This window comes from Pseudomonas kielensis, assembly GCF_030505375.1.
Classification (GTDB): domain Bacteria; phylum Pseudomonadota; class Gammaproteobacteria; order Pseudomonadales; family Pseudomonadaceae; genus Aquipseudomonas; species Aquipseudomonas kielensis.
Genome location: NZ_CP130043.1, coordinates 4,124,272 through 4,147,850, shown reverse-complemented (window position 1 = coordinate 4,147,850; position 23,579 = coordinate 4,124,272). Strand labels below are relative to the sequence as shown.

Here is a 23,579-nt window from a genome sequence, read left to right as displayed (position 1 = left end):
ACGCTTAACCGAAGAACCGCTGGCCGGTCTTGGCCATCTCACGCAGTTTTGCGGTCGGGTGGTACAGCGCGCCCAAATCAGCGTACTGGTCAGCCAGGGCAACGAACTCGGCAACACCGAGCGAATCGATGTAGCGCAGTGCACCGCCACGGAATGGAGGGAAACCAATACCGTAGACCAGGCCCATGTCGGCTTCGGCAGCCGTCTCGACAATGCCGTCTTCCAGGCAACGCACGGTTTCCAGGCACAGCGGGATCATCATCCAGTTGATGATGTCTTCGTCAGTGACTTCGCGCTGCTCGTAAACGATTGGCTTGAGCACTTCCAGCACCGACGGGTCGGCGACTTTCTTCTGCTTGCCGCGCTTGTCGGTCTCGTAGGCGTAGAAGCCCTTGCCGTTCTTCTGGCCCAGGCGCTTGGCTTCGTAGAGCACGTCAACAGCCGAACGACGGTCGTCTTTCATGCGGTCCGGGAAGCCTTCAGCCATCACGTCACGACCGTGGTGACCGGTGTCGATGCCGACCACGTCCATCAGGTACGCCGGGCCCATCGGCCAGCCGAATTTCTCCATGATCTTGTCGATACGCACGAAGTCCACACCGGCGCTGACCAGCTTGGCGAAACCACCGAAGTACGGGAACAGGACGCGGTTGACCAAGAAGCCCGGGCAGTCGTTGACCACGATCGGGTTCTTGCCCATTTTCTTGGCATAGGCAACGGTGGTGGCCACAGCCAGCTCGCTGGACTTCTCGCCACGGATCACTTCCACCAGCGGCATCATGTGCACCGGGTTGAAGAAGTGCATGCCGACGAAGTTTTCCGGACGCTTGAGGGCCTTGGCCAGCAGGCTGATGGAAATGGTCGAGGTGTTGGACGCGAGGATGGTGTCCTCGTTGACCTGGTCTTCGACTTCAGCCAGCACAGCTTGCTTGACCTTCGGGTTCTCGACCACGGCTTCAACCACCAGGTCGACATGTCCGAAGTCGCCGTAGGACAGGGTAGGACGAATGCCGTTGAGCACTTCAGCCATTTTCGCGGCGGTCATGCGACCTTTATCCACGCGACCCACCAACAGCTTGGCAGCCTCTGCCAGGCCTTGCTCGATACCGTGCTCGTTGATGTCCTTCATCAGGATCGGCGTGCCTTTGGACGCCGACTGATAGGCGATACCGCCACCCATGATACCGGCGCCCAATACGGCAGCCTGTTTCACATCCTTGGCGATTTCGTCGTAGGCCTTGGCCTTTTTCTTCAGCTCCTGATCGTTCAGGAACAGACCGATCAAGCTCTGCGCAGCAGAGGTCTTGGCCAGTTTGACGAAACCGGCCGCTTCGATTTCCAGGGCCTTGTCGCGACCGAAGTTCGCGGCTTTCTGGATGGTCTTGATCGCTTCAACCGGCGCCGGGTAGTTCGGGCCAGCTTGACCGGCGACAAAACCCTTGGCGGTTTCGAACGCCATCATTTGCTCGATGGCGTTGAGCTTGAGCTTTTCCAGCTTCGGCTGACGCTTGGCCTTGTAGTCGAACTCGCCAGAAATGGCACGCTTGATCAGCTCCAGCGCAGCTTCCTGCAATTTGTCAGCTTCAACCACAGCATCCACCGCACCGACTTTCAGTGCGTCTTCAGCACGGTTTTCCTTGCCGGCGGCAATCCACTCGATGGCGTTGTCGGCACCGATGAGGCGCGGCAGGCGCACGGTACCGCCGAAGCCTGGGTAGATGCCCAGCTTGACTTCCGGCAGACCGATCTTGGCCGTGGTGGACATGACGCGGTAATCCGCGGCCAGGCACATTTCCAGGCCGCCACCCAACGCGATGCCGTTGATCGCGGCGACGGTTGGCACGTTGAGGTCTTCGAAATCGCTGAAAATCTTGTTGGCTTCGAGGTTGCCCGCAACCAGCTCGGCATCCGGCAGCTTGAAGTTGTCGACGAATTCGGTGATGTCGGCGCCGACGATGAACACGTCTTTACCGCTGCTGACGATCACGCCCTTGACCGACGCATCTGCCTTGATGGCGTCCACGGCCTGACGCAGTTCGTTCAGGGTTAGACGGTTGAACTTGTTGACGGACTCACCCTTGAGGTCGAACTTCAGTTCGACGATGCCACTTTCAAGAGCCTTAACCGTGATGGCTTTACCTTCGTAAATCATCAACTGATCTCCACGATATGGAAGCTGAACAGTACACGTCGGACGCTGATGTCCTGGCTGGGCATAGACGCTACGGTCGATGCTAACGCCATTCCACCAGGCACACCCGCCAACGCGATAGTCGGGATTCTGTAGGAGCGTTCTGAAATACAAACGCTCAATTCATACGCCCGTTTGATTTGGGTACGCCACCTTCACGGAATTTCCGACAATTGTCAATCGCCCAAAACGCTGGTTGAAACGCGACTTTGCGGTCATTTCCGTACCACGAAGACCAGCAACACGCGGCTGCATGTGCTGTCATTCATAGAATCAATATTTAGAATCGTCGCCCTAATCTGCAGCAAGCGCTGCTTTAACAGCTACGCTGGCAGGGGCGATAGAGGAAAAATCAGCGCGCTGGGAGGGATATCCAGCGTAGGATCAGTACGACAGAACGTTTCCGGCCTGCCTGGCCAACTCCAGCCCGATGCTGATTGTCGGGCTTTTTATTGCCCGTCATTAAACGCACCGCGCTCAGGCGAGCGCCTTGAGGGTGGCATCGATCTGCTGCAGCACCTGGGGCTCGCCCTTCTCGCCCCAATACAGGGTGATCATCTGCTTGTCCGCTTCGACCTTGTAGACGTTGCCTGGCAACTTTTCGAAATGAATCAGCAAGGCCGGATCCTCGCAGGGCTCCTGCCACTGATTGACCCACAGGCCCGGGGCTTTCTGCCAGTAGCTCCAACACGCCGGCCGGTTGCCACGGCGCGGCCGGTGGTACTGCGCACACGGGCTGGGGGGCTCCGGCTGCAGCCAGTGCGGCCACTCCTGCGGCGCCAACTGCATGGCCAGGCCGATGCGTCGCGCCTCCATGCGCAGGGCCATCCTGCCGCCCTGGCGACGCGACGGGGCGAGCCATGCCAGGGGGCTGAGCATTACCGCAAGGATTGACACCACTATCCAGACCGTCATATCTGTACTCCCGATTCTTGATGGGCGCATTGATCTCTGTCGAAACCAATACGCTTGAAACCAGCCATACTTACCCTTATCGCAATCCTCAGGAGGTGCACCCCATGCCCTACCACCATATTCTGGTCGCCGTCGATCTAACCGAAGAATGCGATCCCGTGATTCACCGCGCCCGCGAACTGGCGGTGAGCAACAGCGCCAAACTGTCCCTGGTGCACATCGTCGAACCCATGGCCATGGCCTTTGGTGGTGACGTGCCGATGGACCTGTCGCAACTGCAACAACAGCAGTTCGACCAGGCCAAGGAACGCCTCGAGCGCCTGATCCTCAAATATCCGGAGCTGACCAAGGACTGCAGCCACCTGACCTACGGCCAGCCGCGCCAGGAAATCCACCATTTCGCCAAGGAACAGGCCTGCGACCTGATCGTGGTTGGCAGCCATGGCCGTCACGGCCTGGCATTGCTGCTGGGCTCCACCGCCAATGACGTGCTGCACGGCGCGCCGTGCGATGTGCTGGCGGTTCGCCTAGTCAAAAGCTGACACCCGCTCCTACAGGGGTTCGATTCGAGCCTGCTGCATACAAAAAGCCCGGCACTCATCACTGAGCGCCGGGCTTTTTTACTGCAAGATCACTCAGGCATCCAGCTCGGCCCAACGCTCGACCATCACCTCAAGCTCAGCCTGCAACTGCTCCAGCTGGGCAATCACGGCCGCCGTCTCGGCAGCGGGACGCTGATAGAAGCTGGCGTCGGCCATTTGCGCTTCGACGGCCGCGATCTGCTGCTCCATGGCTTCGATCTGACCCGGCAGGGCTTCGAGCTCACGCTGCAACTTGTAGCTGAGCTTCTTTTTGGCCGCGGGTGCTTCCACCGCTGGCGCAGGTGCAGGCGCCGCAGCGACCACAGCCGAGTTCAGGTCAGCCTTGCCCGATTTGCTCTCGGTCACGCCCAGCAGGCGTGGCGAGCCACCCTGGCGCAGCCAGTCCTGGTAGCCGCCGACGTATTCACGCACCTTGCCTTCACCTTCGAAGACCAGGGTGCTGGTCACCACGTTGTCGAGGAATGCCCGGTCGTGACTGACCATCAGCACGGTGCCGTTGAAGGTCAGCAGGACCTCTTCCAGCAACTCGAGGGTTTCCACATCCAGGTCGTTGGTCGGTTCGTCGAGCACCAGCAGGTTGGCTGGTTTGCTGAACAACTTGGCCAGCAACAGACGGGCACGCTCGCCCCCGGACAGCGCCTTGACCGGCGTGCGGGCACGCTGCGGGCTGAACAGGAAGTCACCGAGGTAGCTCAGCACGTGGCGGCTCTGGCCGTCGATGTCGATGAAATCGCGACCTTCGGCAACGTTGTCGATCACGGTTTTTTCCAGGTCCAACTGGTGGCGCAACTGGTCGAAGTAAGCCACGTCGATGCGCGTGCCCTCTTCCACTTTGCCGCTGGTCGGTTGCAGACCGTTGAGCATCAGCTTGAGCAAGGTGGTCTTGCCGGTACCGTTGGCGCCGAGCAGGCCGATACGGTCGCCGCGCGTCAGGACCATCGAGAAATCCTTGATCAGGAATGGACCACCCGGGTGAGCAAAACTCACGTTCTCGAGGACCATCACCTGCTTGCCGGATTTGTCAGCGGTGTCCAGCTGAATGTTCGCCTTGCCGGTGCGCTCGCGGCGCTCGCTACGCTCGACGCGCAGGGCCTTGAGGGCACGTACGCGGCCTTCGTTACGGGTGCGACGGGCCTTGATGCCCTGGCGGATCCAGACTTCTTCCTGGGCCAGCTTTTTGTCGAACAGCGCGTTGGCGGTCTCTTCGGCCGCCAGCGTGGCTTCCTTGTGCACCAGGAAGCTGGCGTAGTCGCCGTTCCAGTCGATCAGCCCGCCGCGATCCAGTTCGAGGATGCGGGTGGCAAGGTTCTGCAGGAATGAACGGTCGTGCGTGATGAACAGCACGGCGCCCTGGAAATCCTTCAGGGCTTCTTCCAACCAGGCAATCGCACCGATGTCCAGGTGGTTGGTTGGTTCGTCGAGCAGCAGCAGGTCCGGCTCGGAAACCAGCGCCTGCGCCAGCAGGACGCGACGACGCCAGCCACCGGACAATTCGGCGAGGGTCTTGTCGGCAGGCAATTGCAGACGGCTCAGGGTGCTGTCGACCAATTGCTGCAAGCGCCAGCCGTCACGGGCTTCGAGGTCGTGCTGGACGTGCATCAGCTTGTCCAGGTCGGCGTCGGTGACAATGTTCTGGCTCAGGTGGTGGTACTGCGCGAGCAGCTCGCCGACACCGTCCAGGCCTTCGGCCACCACGTCGAATACGGTCCGCTCGTCGGCCACCGGCAATTCTTGCGGCAATTCGCCAATCTTGAGGCCAGGTGCGCGCCAGACGGAGCCGTCATCGGGCTTCTGATCGCCCTTGACCAGCTTCATCATGCTGGACTTGCCTGTGCCGTTGCGGCCGATGATGCACACCCGCTCACCACGGGCGATCTGCCAGGACACCTTGTCCAACAACGGCATAGAGCCGAAAGCAAGGGACACATCGCTGAATTTGAGCAGGGTCATGAGCTTCTCCAAAAACTGGGCGCGCATTCTACCTGACTTGAGGCGTCAGAAGGCTGGCATTTTCACTGTAGGAGCACTCTGCACATTAATTGTTGCGAACTTGTGCCGGCGGGCCGGCAAAGCTTTCACCCGTTGCTGGCAAAAGGCTAAGCTACAGATAATCAGTGCTGGCACCTGCTGGCACTTGTCACGATTTCTCTGCCCGGATGTCTCATGCGCAGTCGCCTCTTCAGCTTTTTATCCTGTCTGCTCCTTTCCGCCACTGCCGCTCAATCCGCCCAGGCAGTGGACCTGTCTACCCAACGCCTGTATTACGACGAAGCCAAGCGCGCCCTGGCCAAGGGTGACACCGGTCCGTATTTTCGCTACAGCCAGGCTCTCGCGGACTACCCGCTGGAGCCCTACCTGGCGTATGACGAACTGACCGCCCGCCTGAAAAGCGCGAGCAACGCCGAAATCGAGAAATTCCTCGCCGAGCACGGCGACCTGCCCCAGGCCAACTGGATGAAGTTGCGCTGGTTGCGCTGGCTGGCCGATCGCGGGGACTGGGCGACCTTCCAGAAATACTACGATCCCAAGCTCAATTTCACCGAGCTGGACTGCCTCAACGCGCAGTACCAGATCAGCCACAACCTCAAGGCTGAAGGCTACGCCAACACCGAAAAACTCTGGCTGACCGGCAAATCCCAGCCGGCCGCGTGCGACACCCTGTTCGGCATGTGGGCGGCCCAAGGCCAACTCACCGAACAGAAACGCTGGGAGCGCGCCAAGCTGGCCGCCCAGGCTCGCAACTACGCGCTGGCCAACAGCCTGGTCAGCAGCATGACCACCCTGGCACCCCGTGGCCGCCTGCTGGTGGACGTGGCGCAAAAACCCGAACTGCTGAACCAGCCATCGCGCTTCACCCCGGCGGATGAGCCCATGGCCGATGTGGTCAGCCTGGGCTTGCGCCGCCTGGCCCGCCAGGACCCGGAAAAGGCCATGGCCCTGCTCGACGGTTATGCCAGCAGCATGCATTTTTCCCGCGATGAAAAAGTCGCGATTGCCCGGGAGATCGGCCTGACCCTGGCCCGCCGCTTCGACAGCCGCGCCCTGGACGTAATGACCAAGTACGACCCGGAACTGCGTGACAACACCGTGTCCGAATGGCGCCTGCGCCTGCTGCTGCGCCTGGCCCGCTGGAACGACGCCTATCAGTTGACCCAGCGCCTGCCGCAAGACCTGGCCACCACCAATCGCTGGCGCTACTGGCAGGCCCGCAGCCTGGAACTGGCACAACCGCAGAACCCGCAAGCGCAGACCCTGTACCGCAGCCTCGCCCGTGAGCGGGACTTCTATGGCTTCCTCGCCGCCGACCGCTCGCAGTCTGCGTATTCGCTGAACAACAAGCCCCTGGTGATGAGCCAGGCCTTGATCAACAAAGTGCGCAATACTCCCGGGGTGCGCCGCGCCCTGGAATTCCATGCCCGTGGGCAGATCGTCGACGGCCGCCGCGAGTGGTACCACGTCAGTCGCCACTTCAACCGCGACGAAATGGTCGCCCAGGCCAAGCTGGCCTATGACCTGAAATGGTACTTCCCGGCCATCCGCACCATCAGCCAGGCGCAATACTGGGACGACCTGGACATCCGCTTCCCGATGGCCCACCGCAACACCCTGGTGCGCGAAGCCAAGGTGCGTGGCCTGCACTCCAGCTGGGTGTTTGCCATTACCCGCCAGGAAAGCGCCTTCATGGATGACGCCCGCTCTGGCGTCGGTGCCAGCGGCCTGATGCAACTGATGCCCGGCACCGCCAAGGAAACCGCGCGCAAGTTCAACATCCCCCTGGCCTCGCCCCAGCAAGTGCTGAACCCGGACACCAACATCCAGCTTGGCGCGGCCTACCTGAGCCAAGTCCACAGCCAGTTCAACGGCAACCGGGTACTCGCCTCCGCCGCCTACAACGCCGGCCCCGGTCGCGTGCGCCAATGGCTGCGCGGCGCCGACCACCTGAGCTTCGACGTCTGGGTGGAAAGCATCCCGTTCGACGAAACCCGCCAGTATGTGCAGAACGTGCTGTCTTATTCGGTGATCTACGGGCAGAAGCTCAACTCACCCCAACCGCTGGTGGATTGGCATGAGCGCTATTTTGATGATCAGTAACCTTCCTGACTGAAGAAAAGCCCGCATCATGGGATGCGGGCTTTTTTTTGGCAGGATTTAGCTGGCCTTGGGTGCGAATCCTACCGGCCCACGGATCCCCCACAACAGCTGGACTACTAGGTCGGTTACTGGGTCGGTTCAACACCCCTAAACAGCATCCTGCCGCCCTGAGAGCGGAAAACCCGGCCCCTTCCCTTATGACACCTCATGCCCATCACTGAACTGCAACGCCGCCAGCCGTGCATACAACGCATTGCTGTCAATCAGCTGCTGATGAGTGCCCACCGCCACCAGCTTGCCCTGGTCCATCACGGCGATCCGGTCGGCGTTTTTCACTGTGGCCAGGCGATGGGCGATGACCAGTGTGGTGCGGTTTTTCATCAGGCTCGGCAGGGCCTGCTGGATCAAGTACTCGCTCTGGGCATCGAGGGCGCTGGTGGCCTCGTCCAGTAGCAGGATCGGTGCATCCACCAGCAAGGCGCGGGCGATGGCCAGGCGCTGGCGCTGACCACCGGAAAGCCCCAGCCCGCCATCACCCAGGTGGGTCTGGTAGCCGGCGGGCATCTGCTCGATAAAGTCGTGGGCGTAGGCAATCCGCGCGGCCTCCTGGACCTGTGCCAGGGTTGCCTCGGGTTTGCCATAACGAATGTTCTCCTCAACGCTGCCAAAAAACAGCGCCGGGTTTTGTGAGACCAGGGCGAAGCAGCGACGCAGGTCCTGCGGGTCGAGTAGTGTCAGGTCTACGCCATCCAGCAGAATCTGCCCCTGCAGCGGGTCATAGAAGCGCAGCAGCAGGTCATACACCGTCGACTTGCCCGCTCCCGAAGGCCCGACCAGCGCCAGCGTTTCGCCAGCGTTGATCCGCAGGCTCAAACCGTCGACGGCAAAGCTTTGCGGGCGCGAAGGGTAGCTGAAGCGCACCTCCTGCAGTTGCAGTTCGCCGCGCACCCGCTCGGGCAAGGTTACCAGGCCAGTGGGCGGCGGCTGGATGATGTTTTCCGCACGCAGCAACTCGGCAATCCGCTCGGCCGCACCGGCAGCCCGCTGCAGCTCGCCAATCACCTCGCTCAGGGTGCCAAAGGCACTGCCGACGATCAGGCTGTAGAACACGAACGCCGCCAGCTCCCCGGCGCTGATGCGCCCTGCAATGACGTCCATGCCACCGACCCAGAGCATCACCCCGACTGCGCCGAGCACCAGGATGATGACCAGGGTGATCAGCCAGGCACGCTGCAGAATCCGTTTGCGCGCGGTGTCGAACGCCTGCTCCACCGTGGCCGCAAAACGCTGCTCGTCCTGGGCCTGATGGTTGTAGGCCTGAACCGTCTTGATCTGGCCCAGGGTCTCGGCCACATAGCTGCCGACATCGGCAATCCGGTCCTGGCTCAGGCGCGACAGGCTGCGTACCCGCCGGCCGAAAATCAGGATCGGCGCCAGCACCAACGGCAGCGCCACCACCACAATGCTGGTCAACTTCGGGTTGGTGATGAACAGCAGCACGATACCGCCGATCACCATCAAGGCATTGCGCAGGAACAGCGACAGCGACGAACCGATCACCGATTGCAGCAAGGTGGTATCGGCGGTCAGGCGCGACTGGATCTCGGAACTGCGGTTGTCCTCGTAAAACCCGGGATGCAGGTAGATCAGGTGATTGAACACCTGCCGACGGATGTCCGCCACGCAGCGCTCACCAATCCACGACACCAGGTAAAAGCGGGTGAAGGTCCCCATCGCCAGCCCCACCACCAGCAGCAGGAACAGGCCAATGCTCTGGTTGAGCAGGTGCGGCGATTGGGTCATGAAGCCTTGGTCCACCAGCAGGCGGATGCCCTGCCCCATGGACAGGGTAATGCCGGCGGTGACGATCAGCGCCAGCAAGGCACCCAAGGCCTGCCAGCGATACGGCGCAATAAATTGCAGGGACAAACGAATCGCGCGACGGTGGCGGGCTGACAGCATCAGGATCATCCAAAAGGGCCAACTGAAAGAATTAACGCGGGCCAGCGTACACCGGTCAATTCAAGGGAACTTGGGTAAATCGTAATCAGTCGGATTGAATATGACCTGTAACAATAGCGCCTAGATGCTATTGGTCTAATGTCCGGCTGGAAGTTAAAGAGTATTTCTGGTGGAGTGGAGATACCGCCTGATCGCCCTGCGTAGAGCTGTCACAGTGTGGTCACCTGGCGGATTTAGAGTACGCGCACAACCTGATGAGGAGACAGGCCATGTCCTTGCAACACAGCAGCGATGACAAGATTCAAGTGATTCGCACGCAGCCGCACCAGTCTCTGGGGTGCGCCATTATTGACGCCCAAGGCCGCGAAGTACCGATCACTGAAGACATGATCCAGAGCGCATGCCGCGAACTGGAACAGCGATTGGTCAAGCCTGCCGAACATAAGTGACATATCGCCTGATATCTTCGAACCCGGCCCGCCTAGGCCGGGTTTTTTATGGCCGCGATTGCGCTAGAGCGCCTGCGCACCCAAGGCTGCCACGATCTGACGCAACTCCGGCGACTGGCCTTCGATCTGCACGCGCAGCCCGTCAATCTCGCGGCGCTCCGGGTAGTGCTTGCGCAACAGGTCAAACGCCGTGCGCTGCTCGGCTCCGCTGACCACCAGGCTGCGCCGAAAATCCGCATCGTCGCGGCGCGGGTCGTAGACCCCACGGCAGAGCATCGCCAGCGCCCAGGCTGGATCGCAGCTGGCGCTCAGGCTGACCTGCGCCAGCCAGGGAGCGGGCAGCAGTTGATCCAGCGACACGCTCGCCGGCTGACCGAGGAACTGGCACAACGCCTGATAAATCTGGGCCGTGCCACGTTGCTTGCCATCGAGGCTGTAGCCAGCGATATGGGGGGTCGCGATCACGCACAATTCGGCGAGGGCAATATCGACACTCGGCTCGCCTTCCCAGACGTCCAGTACCGCCTGCAGGTCTTCGCGCTCCAGCAGCACTTCGCGTAGCGCCTGGTTATCCACCACCGGGCCGCGACTGGCATTGATCAACCAGGCACCCGGCTTGAGCTGCTCCAGGCGCTGGCGATCAAACAGGTGCCGGGTCGACGGGGTCAAGGGGGTGTGCAGGCTGATCACATCGCATTGCGCGATGACGTGCTCAAGGCTGGCGTAATCGCCCCCCTCGGCCGCCTGGCGCGGCGGGTCGCAGACCAGCACCTTCCAGCCCAGGCCTTGCAGCACCTTGACCAGCCGCCCACCCACCTGGCCAGCGCCGACCACCCCAAAGGTGCGCTCGGCCAGCGCCACGCCTTCGATCTCGGCCAGGGTCAACAAGCTGCCCAGCACATAGTCGACCACACCACGGGCGTTGCAACCCGGGGCGCTGGACCAACCGATATTGGCCTCGGCAAAGTACTCAAGGTCCAGGTGATCGGTGCCAATGGTGCAGGTGCCGACAAACCGCACCTTGCTGCCTTGCAGCAGGTCGCGACTGACGTGGGTCACCGAGCGCACCAGCAGCACATCGGCTTGCTCGACGGTGGCGCGATCGATGGACCGGCCCGGCACGCGGCGGATTTCGCCGAAACCTTCGAAGAAGGCGTCGAGCAGCGGAATATTTTCGTCAGCAACAATCAGCATGGCAGGCTCCTTTGGCGGACCGGCAGTGTAGCGCAGCTCCCACCAGAGGCGGCGATTACAAATCCACAACACTGGAGTTTTCCTGACTGCTGCGTCAGGGCGTAGAATGCGCCGCCTTGCGCATCAAAACCCTTTGGACGCTTCGCCTGTGAACGCCGTGACTGACAGCACCACCGCTACTGCCCCACCCCGCACCACCCCGGTTCGCCTGGAACTCAAAGGCCTGCTCGGCCTGGCCTTGCCGATCATGGTCGCGCAACTGGCCACCACGGCCATGGGGTTTGTCGATGCGGTGATGGCCGGCCGGGTCAGCCCAAAGGACCTGGCGGCAGTGGCCCTGGGTAACTCGATCTGGATTCCGGTGTACCTGTTGATGACCGGCGTGCTGCTGGCCACCACCCCCAAGGTCGCCCAACGTTTTGGCGCCGGGCAATTCGAGCAGATCGGCCCTCTGACCCGCCAGGCCCTGTGGCTGGCGTTGTTCGTCGGTCTGCTGGGCAGCGGCCTGTTGCTCAGCGCCGAGCCGATCCTGCACTGGATGAAAGTCGACCCGCAGCTGATCGACCCGAGCATGGGCTATCTACAGGGCATCGCATTCGGTTTTCCAGGTATCGCCTTCTACTACGTGCTGCGCTGCTACAGCGATGGCATGGGGCGTACCCGCCCGAGCATGGCCATCGGCCTGAGCGGCCTGCTGCTCAACATCCCGCTCAACTATGCGCTGATCTACGGCCACTTCGGCCTACCGGCCATGGGCGGCGTTGGCTGCGGTTGGGCCAGTGGCATCGTGATGTGGTTCATGGCGCTGAGCATGGCTGGCTGGACCCGCTGGGCGCCCTTCTATGCCCGCACCCGGGTGCTGGTGCGGATCGATCGGCCGCAATGGGCGGTGATCAAACGCCTGATCGGCATCGGCCTGCCGATCGGCATCGCGGTGTTCGCCGAATCGAGCATCTTCGCGGTCATTGCCCTGCTGATCGGCAGCCTCGGCTCGACCGTGGTGGCCGGGCACCAGATCGCTCTGAACATCAGCTCGCTGCTGTTCATGATTCCCTACTCGTTGGGCATGGCGGTCACCGTCCGGGTCGGCCAGGCACTGGGTGCCGGCAACCCCTACCAGGCACGTTTCGCGGCGAAGGTCGGGCTGGGTGCGGCCCTGGTGTTTGCGGCATTCTCGGCGGGCCTGATCCTGCTGTTGCGCGAACCCATCGCCTCGATCTACACCCCTGACCAGAGTGTGATCCAGATCGCCTCGATGCTGATCGTGTATGCCGCGCTGTACCAGTTCTCCGATGCGATCCAGGTGATCTGCGCCGGGGCGCTACGGGGCTATCAGGACACCCGGGTGACGATGATCCTGACCCTGTTCGCCTATTGGGGCATCGGCCTGCCGGTGGGCTACGTACTGGGACTGACCGACTGGTTCGGCCCGGCCAGCGGCCCGAGCGGGTTGTGGGAAGGCCTGATCGCCGGCCTGAGCTGCGCGGCGCTGATGCTGTCGATCCGCCTGGTGCGCAGCGCTCGCAAGCGGATTCGTATTCATCAGCGCACCACCGGCCCTGTAACCGCCGGTTAATCGGACTTCTTGCGAATCCAGTACAGGTAGGTGCCGCTGTCTTCATGCTGGCCGACCAGTTCATGGTCGAGAAACACGCAGAACTTGGGAATGTCGCGACGGGTCGAAGGGTCCGTGGCAATCACCTTGAGCAGGCCGCCGGGGACCAGGTCGCGAATGTGTTGGTGCAGCATCATCACCGGTTCCGGACAGTTCAGGCCGGTGGCGTCGAGGGTGCCGTCAACCGGCGTATGGATCAATTCACTCATGTCTGACTCCTGAAACGTGCCGGCATTGTCGCGCAAAGCCGGGGGCTGCGTCAGCTATGGCGTAACACCATTACTGTGGCAGCGATCCCGCTCGCAATGGGCCCCCACTCAACGGGATTTGGTTTTTTTCACATCATGCCGGCGCAAATGGCAGGTCACTTCCTCGCGGTCGTGATACAGCTGCTTGCAGCCGATATCGACCCGAATCCCGCGGACCTTGAAACCTTCCGCGATGCGCTCGAGCAAGCGCTTCACTTCGGCATAACGCTGCTTCATCGGCAGCTTCAGGTTGACCACCGCTTCGCGGCAATGCCCGTCACCGATCCACTCTTCCAGCATCGCCGCGTTGCGCGCCGGCTTCTCGACGATGTCGCAGACCATCCAGTCCACCGGCTGCTTGGGCTTGAAGGTGAAGCCGTCGGCCATCAAGTGCTGCACCAGCCCGGTGTCCATCAGGCTTTCAGCCATCGGCCCGTTGTCGATAGCCGTGACCAGCATGCCCCGATTGACCAGTTGCCAGGTCCAGCCACCCGGGGCGGCACCGAGGTCGACGCCGGTCATGTCACTGTGCAGGCGCTCATCCCACTGGTCACGCGGGATGAAGTGGTGCCAGGCCTCTTCCAGTTTCAGGGTGGAGCGGCTTGGCGCTTCACGGGGAAACTTCAGGCGCGGAATACCCATCGGCCACATGGCCGAGTTGTTGGCTTCCGCCAGGCCCATGAACACTTCGCGCCCACTTTTGAAGGTCAGCAGCAAACGTGGCTTGTGCGGGTCTTCCACCAGCTTGCCAGCCGCCATGAGCGCCTTGCGCAGGTGGCCTTCGAATTTCTTGCAGAAGTTCGACAGTTCCTTGCCGTCATTGGTATCGACCATTTCCAGCCACAGGCTGCCGCACACCGGGAAATCCGCCAGGTGGGCGAGGATCACACTGATGCGATCGGTTTCCGGCAGATCAATAAAGATTCCGCGCGCCCATTGCCGCGGGAAGATCAACTGGGCAAAACGCTGGCCGCGCATCAAGCGCTCGGCGCCGTCTTCCTCGGTGCAGACGAACTCGGCGCAGGCGCTGGCGGTTTTGGCCTTGGCGTAGCCGGCTACGTTCAAACGCGCAGCATGTTCGGCGATCTCCGAGCAGACTTCACCTTCGAAGCCCGGCCGGCAATGCATAAAGAGGATGTTCATTAAATCTCCTGGGCAAGTGCGCGCAAACTTGCCCTGTAGCAAAGCCTGTCACGAAAACCGGCGCATGATAACTGACTTCGGAACCCTGGACCCGCCCATAGAGTCCAGTAATTAGCCAGCTACTTAAAACAGAGCTAGGTTTAATGCTCTGTCCGTCCCGTCAGTCCGTAGCCGTGCGGACTCAAAGGAGTCATTTCAATGCCGTCCCTCGATAGCCTGAAAACCCTTAGCACCCTGCAAGTCGACGACAAGACCTATCACTACTTCAGCTTGCCGACGGCTGCCAAAGCCCTGGGCAACCTCGACCAGCTGCCGATGTCGCTCAAGGTACTGCTGGAAAACCTGCTGCGCTGGGAGGATGGGAAAACCGTCACCGGCGCCGATCTCAAGGCCCTCGCCGGCTGGCTCAAGGAGCGGCGCAGCGACCGGGAAATCCAGTACCGCCCGGCGCGGGTATTGATGCAAGACTTTACCGGAGTGCCGGCGGTGGTCGACCTGGCCGCCATGCGTGCCGCCATGGCCAAGGCCGGCGGCGACCCGCAACGCATCAATCCGCTGTCGCCGGTGGACCTGGTGATCGACCACTCCGTAATGGTCGACAAATTCGCCAGCAGCAGTGCGTTCGAAGAGAACGTCGACATCGAAATGCAGCGCAATGGCGAACGCTACGCCTTCCTGCGCTGGGGCCAGAGCGCCTTCGACAACTTCAGCGTGGTCCCGCCGGGCACCGGCATCTGCCACCAGGTGAACCTTGAATACCTCGGGCGCACGGTGTGGACCAAAGACGAGGACGGCCGTACCTATGCCTTCCCCGACACCCTGGTGGGCACCGACTCCCACACCACCATGATCAACGGCCTCGGGGTGCTGGGCTGGGGTGTCGGCGGGATCGAGGCCGAAGCGGCGATGCTCGGCCAACCGGTGTCGATGCTGATTCCGGAAGTGATCGGCTTCAAGCTCACGGGCAAGCTCAAGGAGGGCATCACCGCCACCGACCTGGTGCTGACCGTGACCCAGATGCTGCGCAAGAAAGGCGTGGTGGGCAAATTTGTCGAGTTCTACGGCGACGGCCTGGCCGAACTGCCCCTGGCCGACCGCGCCACCATTGCCAACATGGCTCCGGAATACGGCGCGACCTGCGGCTTCTTCCCGGTGGACCAGGTAACGCTGGACTACCTGAGCCTGTCCGGGCGTCCGACTGCGGTGGTCAAGCTGGTGGAGGCCTACAGCAAAGCCCAGGGCCTGTGGCGCCTGCCCGGCCAGGAGCCGGTGTTCAGCGACAGCCTGGCGCTGGACATGGCCAGCGTCGAAGCCAGCCTCGCCGGGCCAAAACGCCCGCAAGACCGGGTCTCGCTGCCCAACGTGGCCCAGGCCTTCAGCGATTTCCTCGGGCTGCAGGTCAAGCCCACCAGCAAGGAAGAAGGCCGCCTGGAAAGTGAAGGCGGTGGCGGTGTGGCCGTAGGCAATGCCGACCTGGTCGGCGAGGCGGATTACCAATACGAGGGTCAGACCTATCGCCTGAAAAACGGCGCCGTGGTCATTGCCGCCATCACCTCCTGCACCAACACCTCCAACCCCAGCGTGATGATGGCCGCCGGGCTGGTGGCGAAAAAAGCCGTGGAAAAAGGCCTGCGGCGCAAACCCTGGGTCAAGAGCTCCCTGGCGCCCGGCTCCAAAGTGGTGACCGACTACTACAAAGCCGCCGGCCTGACCCAATACCTCGACCAACTGGGCTTTGCCCTGGTGGGTTACGGCTGCACCACCTGCATCGGCAACTCCGGCCCCTTGCCGGAGCCAATCGAAAAAGCCATCCAGGGCTCGGACCTCACCGTCGCCTCGGTGCTGTCGGGCAACCGCAACTTTGAAGGCCGGGTCCATCCCCTGGTGAAAACCAACTGGCTCGCCTCGCCCCCGCTGGTGGTGGCCTATGCACTGGCCGGCACGGTGCGCATTGATATCAGCCGCGAATCACTGGGCGACGACAAGGACGGCAACCCGGTGTACCTGCGCGACATCTGGCCCAGCACCCAAGAGATCGCCGATGCGGTCAACCAGGTCAACACCGCCATGTTCCACAAGGAGTACGCCGAAGTATTCGCCGGCGACGAACAGTGGCAGGCCATCGAGGTGCCTCAAGCAGCCACCTACGTCTGGCAGCCAGACTCCACCTACATCCAGCACCCGCCGTTCTTCGACCACATCGACGGCCCGCCGCCAGTGGTCGAGGACGTCAATCACGCCCGGGTACTGGCGCTGCTCGGCGACTCGGTGACCACCGACCACATCTCCCCCGCCGGCAACATCAAAGCCGACAGCCCGGCCGGCCGCTACCTGCGCGAAAAAGGGGTCGAGCCACGGGACTTCAACTCCTACGGCTCACGGCGCGGCAACCATGAAGTGATGATGCGCGGCACCTTCGCCAACATTCGCATCCGCAATGAAATGCTCGGTGGCGAAGAAGGTGGCAACACCCTGTACATCCCCACTGGCGAGAAAATGGCGATCTATGACGCAGCCATGCGCTACCAGGCCGCCGGCACCCCGCTGGTGGTGATCGCCGGGCAGGAATACGGCACCGGCTCCAGCCGCGACTGGGCCGCCAAGGGCACCAACCTGCTGGGGGTCAAGGCGGTGATCGCCGAAAGCTTCGAACGGATTCACCGCTCCAACCTGGTGGGCATGGGCGTCCTGCCGCTGCAGTTCAAGCTCGACCAGAACCGCAAGAGCCTGAACCTCACCGGCAAGGAAACCCTGAGCATCCAGGGGCTCAGCGGCGTGGAACTGACGCCACGGATGAACCTGCCCCTGATCATCACCCGTGAAGACGGCAGCCGCGAGAAAGTCGAGGTGCTGTGCCGGATCGACACCCTCAATGAAGTGGAGTACTTCAAGGCCGGGGGAATCTTGCATTACGTGTTGCGGCAGTTGATTGCCTCGTAAGGGCACCCCGAGCGCTTTTCGGTGGGTACTCGCGCTGCCTTTTCAGCAGCGCGAGTACAAGCCCCATAGCTGCAAACCGACTCATTTCACGCCTCGTGACTTGGAAAGCCCAAGCGTGATGAGGTAACGCTCCTCTGTGGGCCGCTTATAGTCGCGAAAGCGATTAACCATGAGCATGACCTGATACTTGTCACCCGCTAGCCAGTAAGCCGTACCGCCTTTATTGACTTCGCGCAGTTGGGCACGCCATTGGGGGGTATCGGCGAACGATGGAAAGTCCCCGGCCCGATTCGGCGTCCAGCCGCCCTTGCGCCATTGCTCCTGCAGATCCAGTACGACATTGAGGGCGTCATCGAGTAACAGGGGCTCGATTTGCGGGGACATGCGGATACCGCTGATTAACCCATCACTGTTGAAGTTGATGGTGAAAAATCGCGCAAGTGGAGTAATGAACCCATATTGAGGATCGATGAAACGTAGCCGAGCGTCCGACTTGGGAATGCTGAACGCAAAGTGTCCAGGAATGGTTGGACCAATAGCGGCACTGGAGCGCTGACGCATATCCTCCCAGGGCTCGCCAAACTTCAGTGCGATTTCCTTTTCTGACTGTAGTTCGATCGCCCATCCCAGAAAGGCGACTACAGCCAGAGCGACAACCCAATGTCGCCAGCCAAGTTGCGTCAGCCAATTCATCGCATGCCTCTGCCAGAGGCGATATTCCATATCGCCTGTTCGATCTGGTTGCGATCGTTGCTGTGTAACAGTTGATCAAACTGCACCGCCGCCTTGAGTACGAAGGCCATGCGTTGATCAATATCCGACAGGTCAGCAAGAGGATTGCTACTGAAGCCAATCGTGCGTCCGTCATCCACTCGTTGGCACTGGCTGGCCAGGGTCAACTCGATTGCTTGAGCAACACCGGACGGAAAGTCAGTGACATGGGACAGGTGGTTGCCACGTAGCAGTGCGACCAAAACCAGGTCGCTGTACATCGCCGGTTGCAGGATATTCTTCTGTTCGTGCTTGGCAAGATGCTCAACACTCTCGGCGACACGACCGCCCTCGATGGCCTGAAAACTTTCCAGGATTTCATCGTGGTCTGCGCCGAATGCCAGCCTTTCCTGCGCCACAGGCCACAGCACCGGATTCTGAACATTTCCATAGATGTTTTTCCGCGAAGGTAAGCAGGCCTCCAGCGCCGACATCCCCCGCTCTTGATAAAAAACATGCAACGGATACACGTCCAGGAACAGCGTGGTATTACCCATGGACAACATCGTGTACACGTGTTGGTACAGCTGCTGCGCGTAGGACAGTTCGCCCTCGGGCCTGAAATCGATGCCTGGCAGCGGGTTGTTGCGCAGCGCGTGCTCGTAGTCACGTTGTGCTTGCTGGAAGGTCTGGAGTCTGGCCTGTCGCTCGCGTTCGCTGGGCTCGAGCAAGCCATAGAAGCCTGACCTGGCACTCTGTTGCAGTTGCTGCTCGGCGTCATATTCAGCCTGGATCCGGTCGATCGAATCTGCGGCATGCAGCAAGCCACAACCCACCTGTTTTGATGCGAAGGCGGCGAGGCCGGCCCACTGGAAACGCGGGTCCTGCAGCCACAGTCGGGCGTAGGCGGCGTTGATCGCGCGGTTGCGGGCCTTGGGATCGGCGATCAACTGGCCGCCCGGTGCGACGATGGACTCGGCTAGTTGCTGGTAACTGATCCAGAGATTTTCGCAGGCCCTTCCAGGTCGTTCGGTGAAGGTGGGTGTGGGGCGGCTGGGTGTTGCAGTGAAATTGGAGGAGCGCGGCCCGGTTGCAGGCTGCTGGGATGTGGCCGAAGCGGACGGCGGCGTGAAGCGCGGATCTGGTGCGAGGTCCTTGAACTCCTGGCACTGCAGGGTCTGGTTGGCGATCAGGCGTGGTGGTGGGTCGCACTTGCAGTGACAGAGGTCACCGTCCAGGGCGGTGGGGCGTCCTTGCATAAGGTCCACCAGGTGCGGGCCGTCGCAGACGATGACGCCAGTGCTGTCGCAGGCTGGACAAGCCACTTCATCGCCTTCGCGGGCGATGGGCTGGCCGTCGATGGTCCAGAATTCGTAGCCCGTCGTGACGGTGCCGTCGGCGGTGGTCTTGGCCCCGACGGTGATGTGGTAGCGCTTCATGCCAGATTGTTCCCTGTCGATTTGACGAAAGGACGCACGCTAGATGAGGCGCTCGCGGGAAATAAATCAGACGTTTCCTTGAGTGCTGTAGGCCCACTCCGCTAATGACGCATCGGTCGTTTTGCGACGCAGCGCCGACTTCCTGAAAAATAATTTCAATAATTCACCGGACTGGCCGAAACCCTGTCAAAGCCTTGCGGATTGAAAAAGCCATGCGTAATAACCAGCCCATCACTCAACGCGAACGGACCTTCCCGGCACAGCAACGGTTGATTTCCACCACCGATGCCAAAGGCGTGATCAACTACTGCAACGACGCTTTCGTCGAAATCAGTGGGTTCTCCCGTGAAGAGCTGATCCGTGCGCCGCACAATGTGGTCCGTCACCCCGACGTCCCGTCGGCGGTCTTCGCGCATATGTGGGGCACATTAAAACAAGGCCTGCCATGGATGGGCATTGTCAAGAATCGCTGCCAGAACGGTGACCACTACTGGGTCAACGCCTACGTGACCCCGGTGTTCGAAGGCAACCAGGTGATCGGCTACGAGTCGGTGCGGGTCAAGCCCACCGCCGAGCAGATCCGCCGCGCCGAGACCCTGTACCAGCGCATCAACCAGGGCAAGTCCGCCGTTCCCCAGCGTGACAAATGGCTGCCGGTGCTGCAGGACTGGCTGCCGTTCATTCTGGTCAGCCAACTGAGCTTCATGATCGGCGCCACCCTCAACTCGCAATGGGGCTTTGCCCTCGCTGCCGGCCTTTCGGTGCCCCTGGGCCTGCTCGGGTTGAGCTGGCAACAACGCGGCCTCAAACGTCTGTTGCGCCTCGCCGAGCAGACCACCTCCGACCCGCTGATCGCCCAGATGTACACCGACAGCCGTGGCGCCCAGGCGCGCCTGGAGATGTCGATCCTCAGCCAGGAAGCCCGCTTGAAAACCTGCCTGACCCGCCTTCAGGACACTGCCGAGCACCTGACCGAGCAGGCGCGCCAGTCTGACCAACTGGCCCACAACAGCTCCACGGGCCTGGAGCGTCAGCGCGTGGAAACCGAGCAGGTGGCCACCGCCGTCAACCAGATGGCCGCCACCACCCAGGAAGTGGCCAGCCACGTCCAGCGCACCGCAGACGCGACCCAGGAGGCCAACCGCCTGACCGGACGCGGCCGCGATATCGCCGGGGAAACCCGCGACGCCATCCAGCGCCTGTCGGTGGTGGTCGGGGAAACCGGCCTGACCGTGACCCAACTGGCCAAGGACAGCGACGAAATCGGCGGTGTGGTCGATGTGATCAAAGGCATTGCCGACCAGACCAACCTGCTGGCCCTCAACGCCGCCATTGAAGCGGCCCGCGCCGGCGAGATGGGCCGGGGTTTTGCAGTGGTGGCCGACGAAGTCCGGCAACTGGCGCAACGCACCAGCGAGTCGACCGGGCAAATCCACAGCCTGATCGCCAAGCTCCAGCAAACCGCCAGCACCGCCGTGCAAACCATGGAAGCCGGCCATCGCCAGGCAGAAGAAGGCGTGGCACGGGTCCTGGAAGCAGATCAGGCCCTGGTGGGCATCAGCGAGGCGGTGGCCAACATCACCGACATGACCACTCAGATCGCCGCCGCCACCGAGGAGCAGAGCGCCGTGGCCGAAGAAATCAGCCGCAACATCAGCAACATTTCCCATCTGGCCGACCAGACCTCGGAACAGGCGCAGAACTCGGCACTCCTCAGCGAAGAGCTGACCCGGACCGCGAATACCCAGTATTCGCTGGTGGAGCGCTTCAACCGCTGATTGCGATTGATCGCTACGGGGGATCGAGGTTAAGACAGTTGCTCCTACAGCGAGCGTTAGCTCGCCTACAGCTCTTGATCTTGATCCACCCAACTACCGCAAAAACTCCGCAATCCCCTGCGCAGCCGCCGCCAAATGCTGCTCATGACTAACCCCAGAAGCCTTCAGCGGCTTCAAGTCATGATCCGCTGCCACCAGCCACATCAGCTCGATGCAAGGCGCCAAGTCATAACCCTCCACCGTATCCCGATTGCCCAACCCATCCCGCTCACCCTGGACAATCAAGGTTCGGGTTGTTAATCCAGCCAAATGCTCCACTCGCGGCTTCTCCGGCTTACCCACTGGGTAAAACGGATACCCCAGGCACACCAACGCATCCGCACCCAACTCGTCCGCCAGCAAACTGGCCATCCGCCCGCCCATGGACTTGCCGCCAATGGCCAGGCGCCCAGCGACATGACGTCGCACCAGGCTATACACCTCTCGCCAGCACTCGAGCAGCTTCGGCGCCGGATTGGGGGGGCGCCGACCGCCGTCCAGGCGTCGCTGGGCCATGTAGGGAAACTCGAAGCGCAACACATTGACCCCGCGGGCAGCAAGGCGTGCAGCCATGTCACTCATCCAGGCGCTGTCCATCGGCGCACCCGCGCCATGGGCAAGAATCAGGGTCGCCACGGCCGGCGTCGAGGCACCATTCCACAGCCATCCCTGTTCACGCACACACCGCGCCCATTGATCCCCGTCAATACTGGCCTTGTGCTCTTTGTCCATGCTTGCCTCGCTTTTAATCTGCCTATAACTCCAGGCGAAGGGAGCGTTCGTGCCTTGCGCAGACGCCTTCACTTCGGCTGAACCGTGGATGGGGAACCATGAACACTTCTATAAGTACCGCCTATAACTACAAGGTGGTCCGCCAATTCGCCATTATGACGGTGGTCTGGGGCATCGTCGGCATGGGCCTCGGGGTTTTTCTCGCGGCTCAATTGGTCTGGCCTGAACTGAACTTCAATTTGCCGTGGACCAGCTTCGGTCGCCTGCGCCCGTTGCACACCAACGCGGTGATCTTCGCCTTTGGTGGCTGCGCGCTGTTTGCCGCCTCGTTCTACTCGGTCCAGCGCACTTGCCAGACGCAATTGTTCGCGCCAAAAATCGCCGCGTTCACCTTCTGGGGCTGGCAACTGGTGATCCTGCTGGCAGCCATCACCCTGCCGCTGGGCTACACCAGCTCCAAGGAATACGCCGAACTGGAATGGCCGATCGACATCCTGATCACCATCGTCTGGGTCGCCTACGCCATCGTGTTCTTCGGCACGCTGATGAAGCGCAAGACCAAGCACATCTACGTCGGCAACTGGTTCTTCGGTGCATTCATCATCACCGTGGCCATCCTGCACATCGTCAACAACCTGGAACTGCCGGTCAGCCTAACCAAGTCCTACTCGGTGTATGCCGGTGCGACCGATGCCATGGTCCAGTGGTGGTACGGCCATAACGCCGTAGGCTTCTTCCTCACCGCTGGCTTCCTCGGGATGATGTACTACTTCGTGCCGAAACAGGCCGAGCGCCCGGTGTACTCCTATCGCCTGTCGATCGTGCACTTCTGGGCCCTGATCACCCTGTACATCTGGGCTGGCCCGCACCACTTGCACTACACCGCGCTGCCGGACTGGGCTCAGTCGCTGGGCATGGTGATGTCACTGATTCTGCTGGCGCCGAGCTGGGGCGGCATGATCAACGGCATGATGACCCTCTCGGGGGCCTGGCATAAGTTGCGCAGCGACCCGATCCTGCGCTTCCTGGTGGTGTCCCTGGCGTTCTACGGCATGTCGACCTTCGAAGGGCCGATGATGGCCATCAAGACGGTCAACGCCCTCTCCCACTACACCGACTGGACCATCGGCCACGTACACGCCGGCGCACTCGGCTGGGTAGCGATGATCTCCATCGGCGCGCTGTACCACATGATCCCGAAAATCTTCGGCCGCGAGCAGATGCACAGCGTCGGTCTGATCAACGCGCACTTCTGGCTCGCCACCATCGGCACCGTGCTCTACATCGCCTCGATGTGGGTCAACGGCATCGCCCAGGGCCTGATGTGGCGCGCCGTCAACGAAGACGGGACCCTGACCTACTCCTTCGTGGAAACCCTGGTGGCCAGCCACCCAGGCTTCGTCGTACGCCTGGTCGGCGGGGCGATCTTCCTGAGCGGCATGTTCCTGATGGCCTACAACACCTGGCGCACCGTGCGTGAGGCCCAACCAGCCGAAGTCGCCGCCGCGGCGCAGATGGCCTGAGGAGTC

Annotated in this window: 17 protein-coding genes; 7 read left to right on the top strand and 10 right to left on the bottom strand. The window is 61.6% G+C overall.

Going from position 1 to position 23,579, the window contains the following annotated elements; genetic code table 11:
- Positions 1-4 precede the first annotated feature (4 nt).
- Together fadB and Q1W70_RS19420 are read right to left on the bottom strand one after the other, a co-directional pair.
- Positions 5-2,152, bottom strand: a complete 2,148-nt coding sequence (gene fadB / locus Q1W70_RS19425) for a fatty acid oxidation complex subunit alpha FadB (protein ID WP_185818164.1) — start codon at positions 2,150-2,152, stop codon at positions 5-7.
- A gap of 516 nt (positions 2,153-2,668) precedes the next feature.
- Complete coding sequence (locus Q1W70_RS19420) at positions 2,669-3,106, bottom strand: hypothetical protein (RefSeq protein WP_182341349.1); 438 nt, start codon at positions 3,104-3,106, stop codon at positions 2,669-2,671.
- A gap of 104 nt (positions 3,107-3,210) precedes the next feature.
- Here Q1W70_RS19420 and Q1W70_RS19415 point away from each other — a divergent pair, with 104 nt between their 5' ends.
- Positions 3,211-3,648 (top strand): universal stress protein, encoded by a 438-nt coding sequence (locus Q1W70_RS19415; RefSeq protein ID WP_166591879.1) that lies wholly within the window; start codon positions 3,211-3,213, stop codon positions 3,646-3,648.
- A gap of 93 nt (positions 3,649-3,741) precedes the next feature.
- Here the strand turns inward: Q1W70_RS19415 and Q1W70_RS19410 are convergent, their stop codons facing one another.
- Positions 3,742-5,658 (bottom strand): ATP-binding cassette domain-containing protein, encoded by a 1,917-nt coding sequence (locus tag Q1W70_RS19410; protein WP_166591878.1) that lies wholly within the window; start codon positions 5,656-5,658, stop codon positions 3,742-3,744.
- 213 nt (positions 5,659-5,871) lie between these two features.
- On the opposite strand from Q1W70_RS19410, the gene Q1W70_RS19405 reads away from it, so the two are divergent.
- Positions 5,872-7,800 (top strand): transglycosylase SLT domain-containing protein, encoded by a 1,929-nt coding sequence (locus Q1W70_RS19405; RefSeq protein WP_166591877.1) that lies wholly within the window; start codon positions 5,872-5,874, stop codon positions 7,798-7,800.
- 195 nt (positions 7,801-7,995) lie between these two features.
- Here the strand turns inward: Q1W70_RS19405 and Q1W70_RS19400 are convergent, their stop codons facing one another.
- Positions 7,996-9,771 carry an ABC transporter transmembrane domain-containing protein gene (locus Q1W70_RS19400; protein WP_302097779.1) on the bottom strand — a complete coding sequence of 592 codons (1,776 nt, stop codon included), beginning with the start codon at positions 9,769-9,771 and terminating at the stop codon, positions 7,996-7,998.
- A 260-nt stretch (positions 9,772-10,031) separates the two neighbouring features.
- Here Q1W70_RS19400 and Q1W70_RS19395 point away from each other — a divergent pair, with 260 nt between their 5' ends.
- A complete protein-coding gene (locus Q1W70_RS19395; protein WP_166591875.1) occupies positions 10,032-10,211 on the top strand; it encodes a PA1571 family protein in 180 nt (59 codons plus the stop codon).
- 63 nt (positions 10,212-10,274) lie between these two features.
- On the opposite strand, the gene pdxB is transcribed toward Q1W70_RS19395, so the two are convergent.
- Positions 10,275-11,405, bottom strand: a complete 1,131-nt coding sequence (gene pdxB / locus Q1W70_RS19390) for a 4-phosphoerythronate dehydrogenase PdxB (RefSeq protein ID WP_166591874.1) — start codon at positions 11,403-11,405, stop codon at positions 10,275-10,277.
- 148 nt (positions 11,406-11,553) lie between these two features.
- Here pdxB and Q1W70_RS19385 point away from each other — a divergent pair, with 148 nt between their 5' ends.
- Positions 11,554-12,981, top strand: coding sequence for an MATE family efflux transporter (locus Q1W70_RS19385; RefSeq protein ID WP_182341359.1), 1,428 nt, complete (start codon positions 11,554-11,556; stop codon positions 12,979-12,981).
- On the opposite strand, the gene tusA is transcribed toward Q1W70_RS19385, so the two are convergent.
- Both tusA and rlmM read right to left on the bottom strand, forming a co-directional pair.
- Entirely contained in the window at positions 12,978-13,220 is a 243-nt protein-coding gene (gene tusA, locus Q1W70_RS19380) for a sulfurtransferase TusA (protein ID WP_182344754.1), read from the bottom strand. The two genes, Q1W70_RS19385 and tusA, sit on opposite strands and share 4 nt — an antisense overlap.
- A gap of 117 nt (positions 13,221-13,337) precedes the next feature.
- Positions 13,338-14,411 carry a 23S rRNA (cytidine(2498)-2'-O)-methyltransferase RlmM gene (gene rlmM / locus Q1W70_RS19375; protein ID WP_302097778.1) on the bottom strand — a complete coding sequence of 358 codons (1,074 nt, stop codon included), beginning with the start codon at positions 14,409-14,411 and terminating at the stop codon, positions 13,338-13,340.
- 198 nt (positions 14,412-14,609) lie between these two features.
- Between rlmM and acnA the strand changes: the two genes are divergently transcribed.
- Positions 14,610-17,351, top strand: coding sequence for an aconitate hydratase AcnA (gene acnA, locus Q1W70_RS19370; protein WP_302097776.1), 2,742 nt, complete (start codon positions 14,610-14,612; stop codon positions 17,349-17,351).
- An 81-nt stretch (positions 17,352-17,432) separates the two neighbouring features.
- Here the strand turns inward: acnA and Q1W70_RS19365 are convergent, their stop codons facing one another.
- A complete protein-coding gene (locus tag Q1W70_RS19365) occupies positions 17,433-18,044 on the bottom strand; it encodes a hypothetical protein (RefSeq protein WP_166591870.1) in 612 nt (203 codons plus the stop codon).
- Complete coding sequence (locus Q1W70_RS19360; protein ID WP_302097774.1) at positions 18,041-19,501, bottom strand: PAAR domain-containing protein; 1,461 nt, start codon at positions 19,499-19,501, stop codon at positions 18,041-18,043. The genes Q1W70_RS19365 and Q1W70_RS19360 overlap by 4 nt, the downstream gene beginning before the upstream one ends.
- Before the next feature lie 212 nt (positions 19,502-19,713).
- Between Q1W70_RS19360 and Q1W70_RS19355 the strand changes: the two genes are divergently transcribed.
- Positions 19,714-21,279 (top strand): methyl-accepting chemotaxis protein, encoded by a 1,566-nt coding sequence (locus Q1W70_RS19355; RefSeq protein ID WP_166590115.1) that lies wholly within the window; start codon positions 19,714-19,716, stop codon positions 21,277-21,279.
- Positions 21,280-21,372: 93 nt separating this feature from the next.
- Here Q1W70_RS19355 and Q1W70_RS19350 read toward each other — a convergent pair whose 3' ends face one another.
- Complete coding sequence (locus Q1W70_RS19350; RefSeq protein ID WP_302097772.1) at positions 21,373-22,050, bottom strand: alpha/beta family hydrolase; 678 nt, start codon at positions 22,048-22,050, stop codon at positions 21,373-21,375.
- Between the two features lie 98 nt (positions 22,051-22,148).
- Between Q1W70_RS19350 and ccoN the strand changes: the two genes are divergently transcribed.
- Positions 22,149-23,573 (top strand): cytochrome-c oxidase, cbb3-type subunit I, encoded by a 1,425-nt coding sequence (ccoN, locus tag Q1W70_RS19345; RefSeq protein WP_166590113.1) that lies wholly within the window; start codon positions 22,149-22,151, stop codon positions 23,571-23,573.
- The last annotated feature ends 6 nt before the right edge of the window (positions 23,574-23,579 follow it).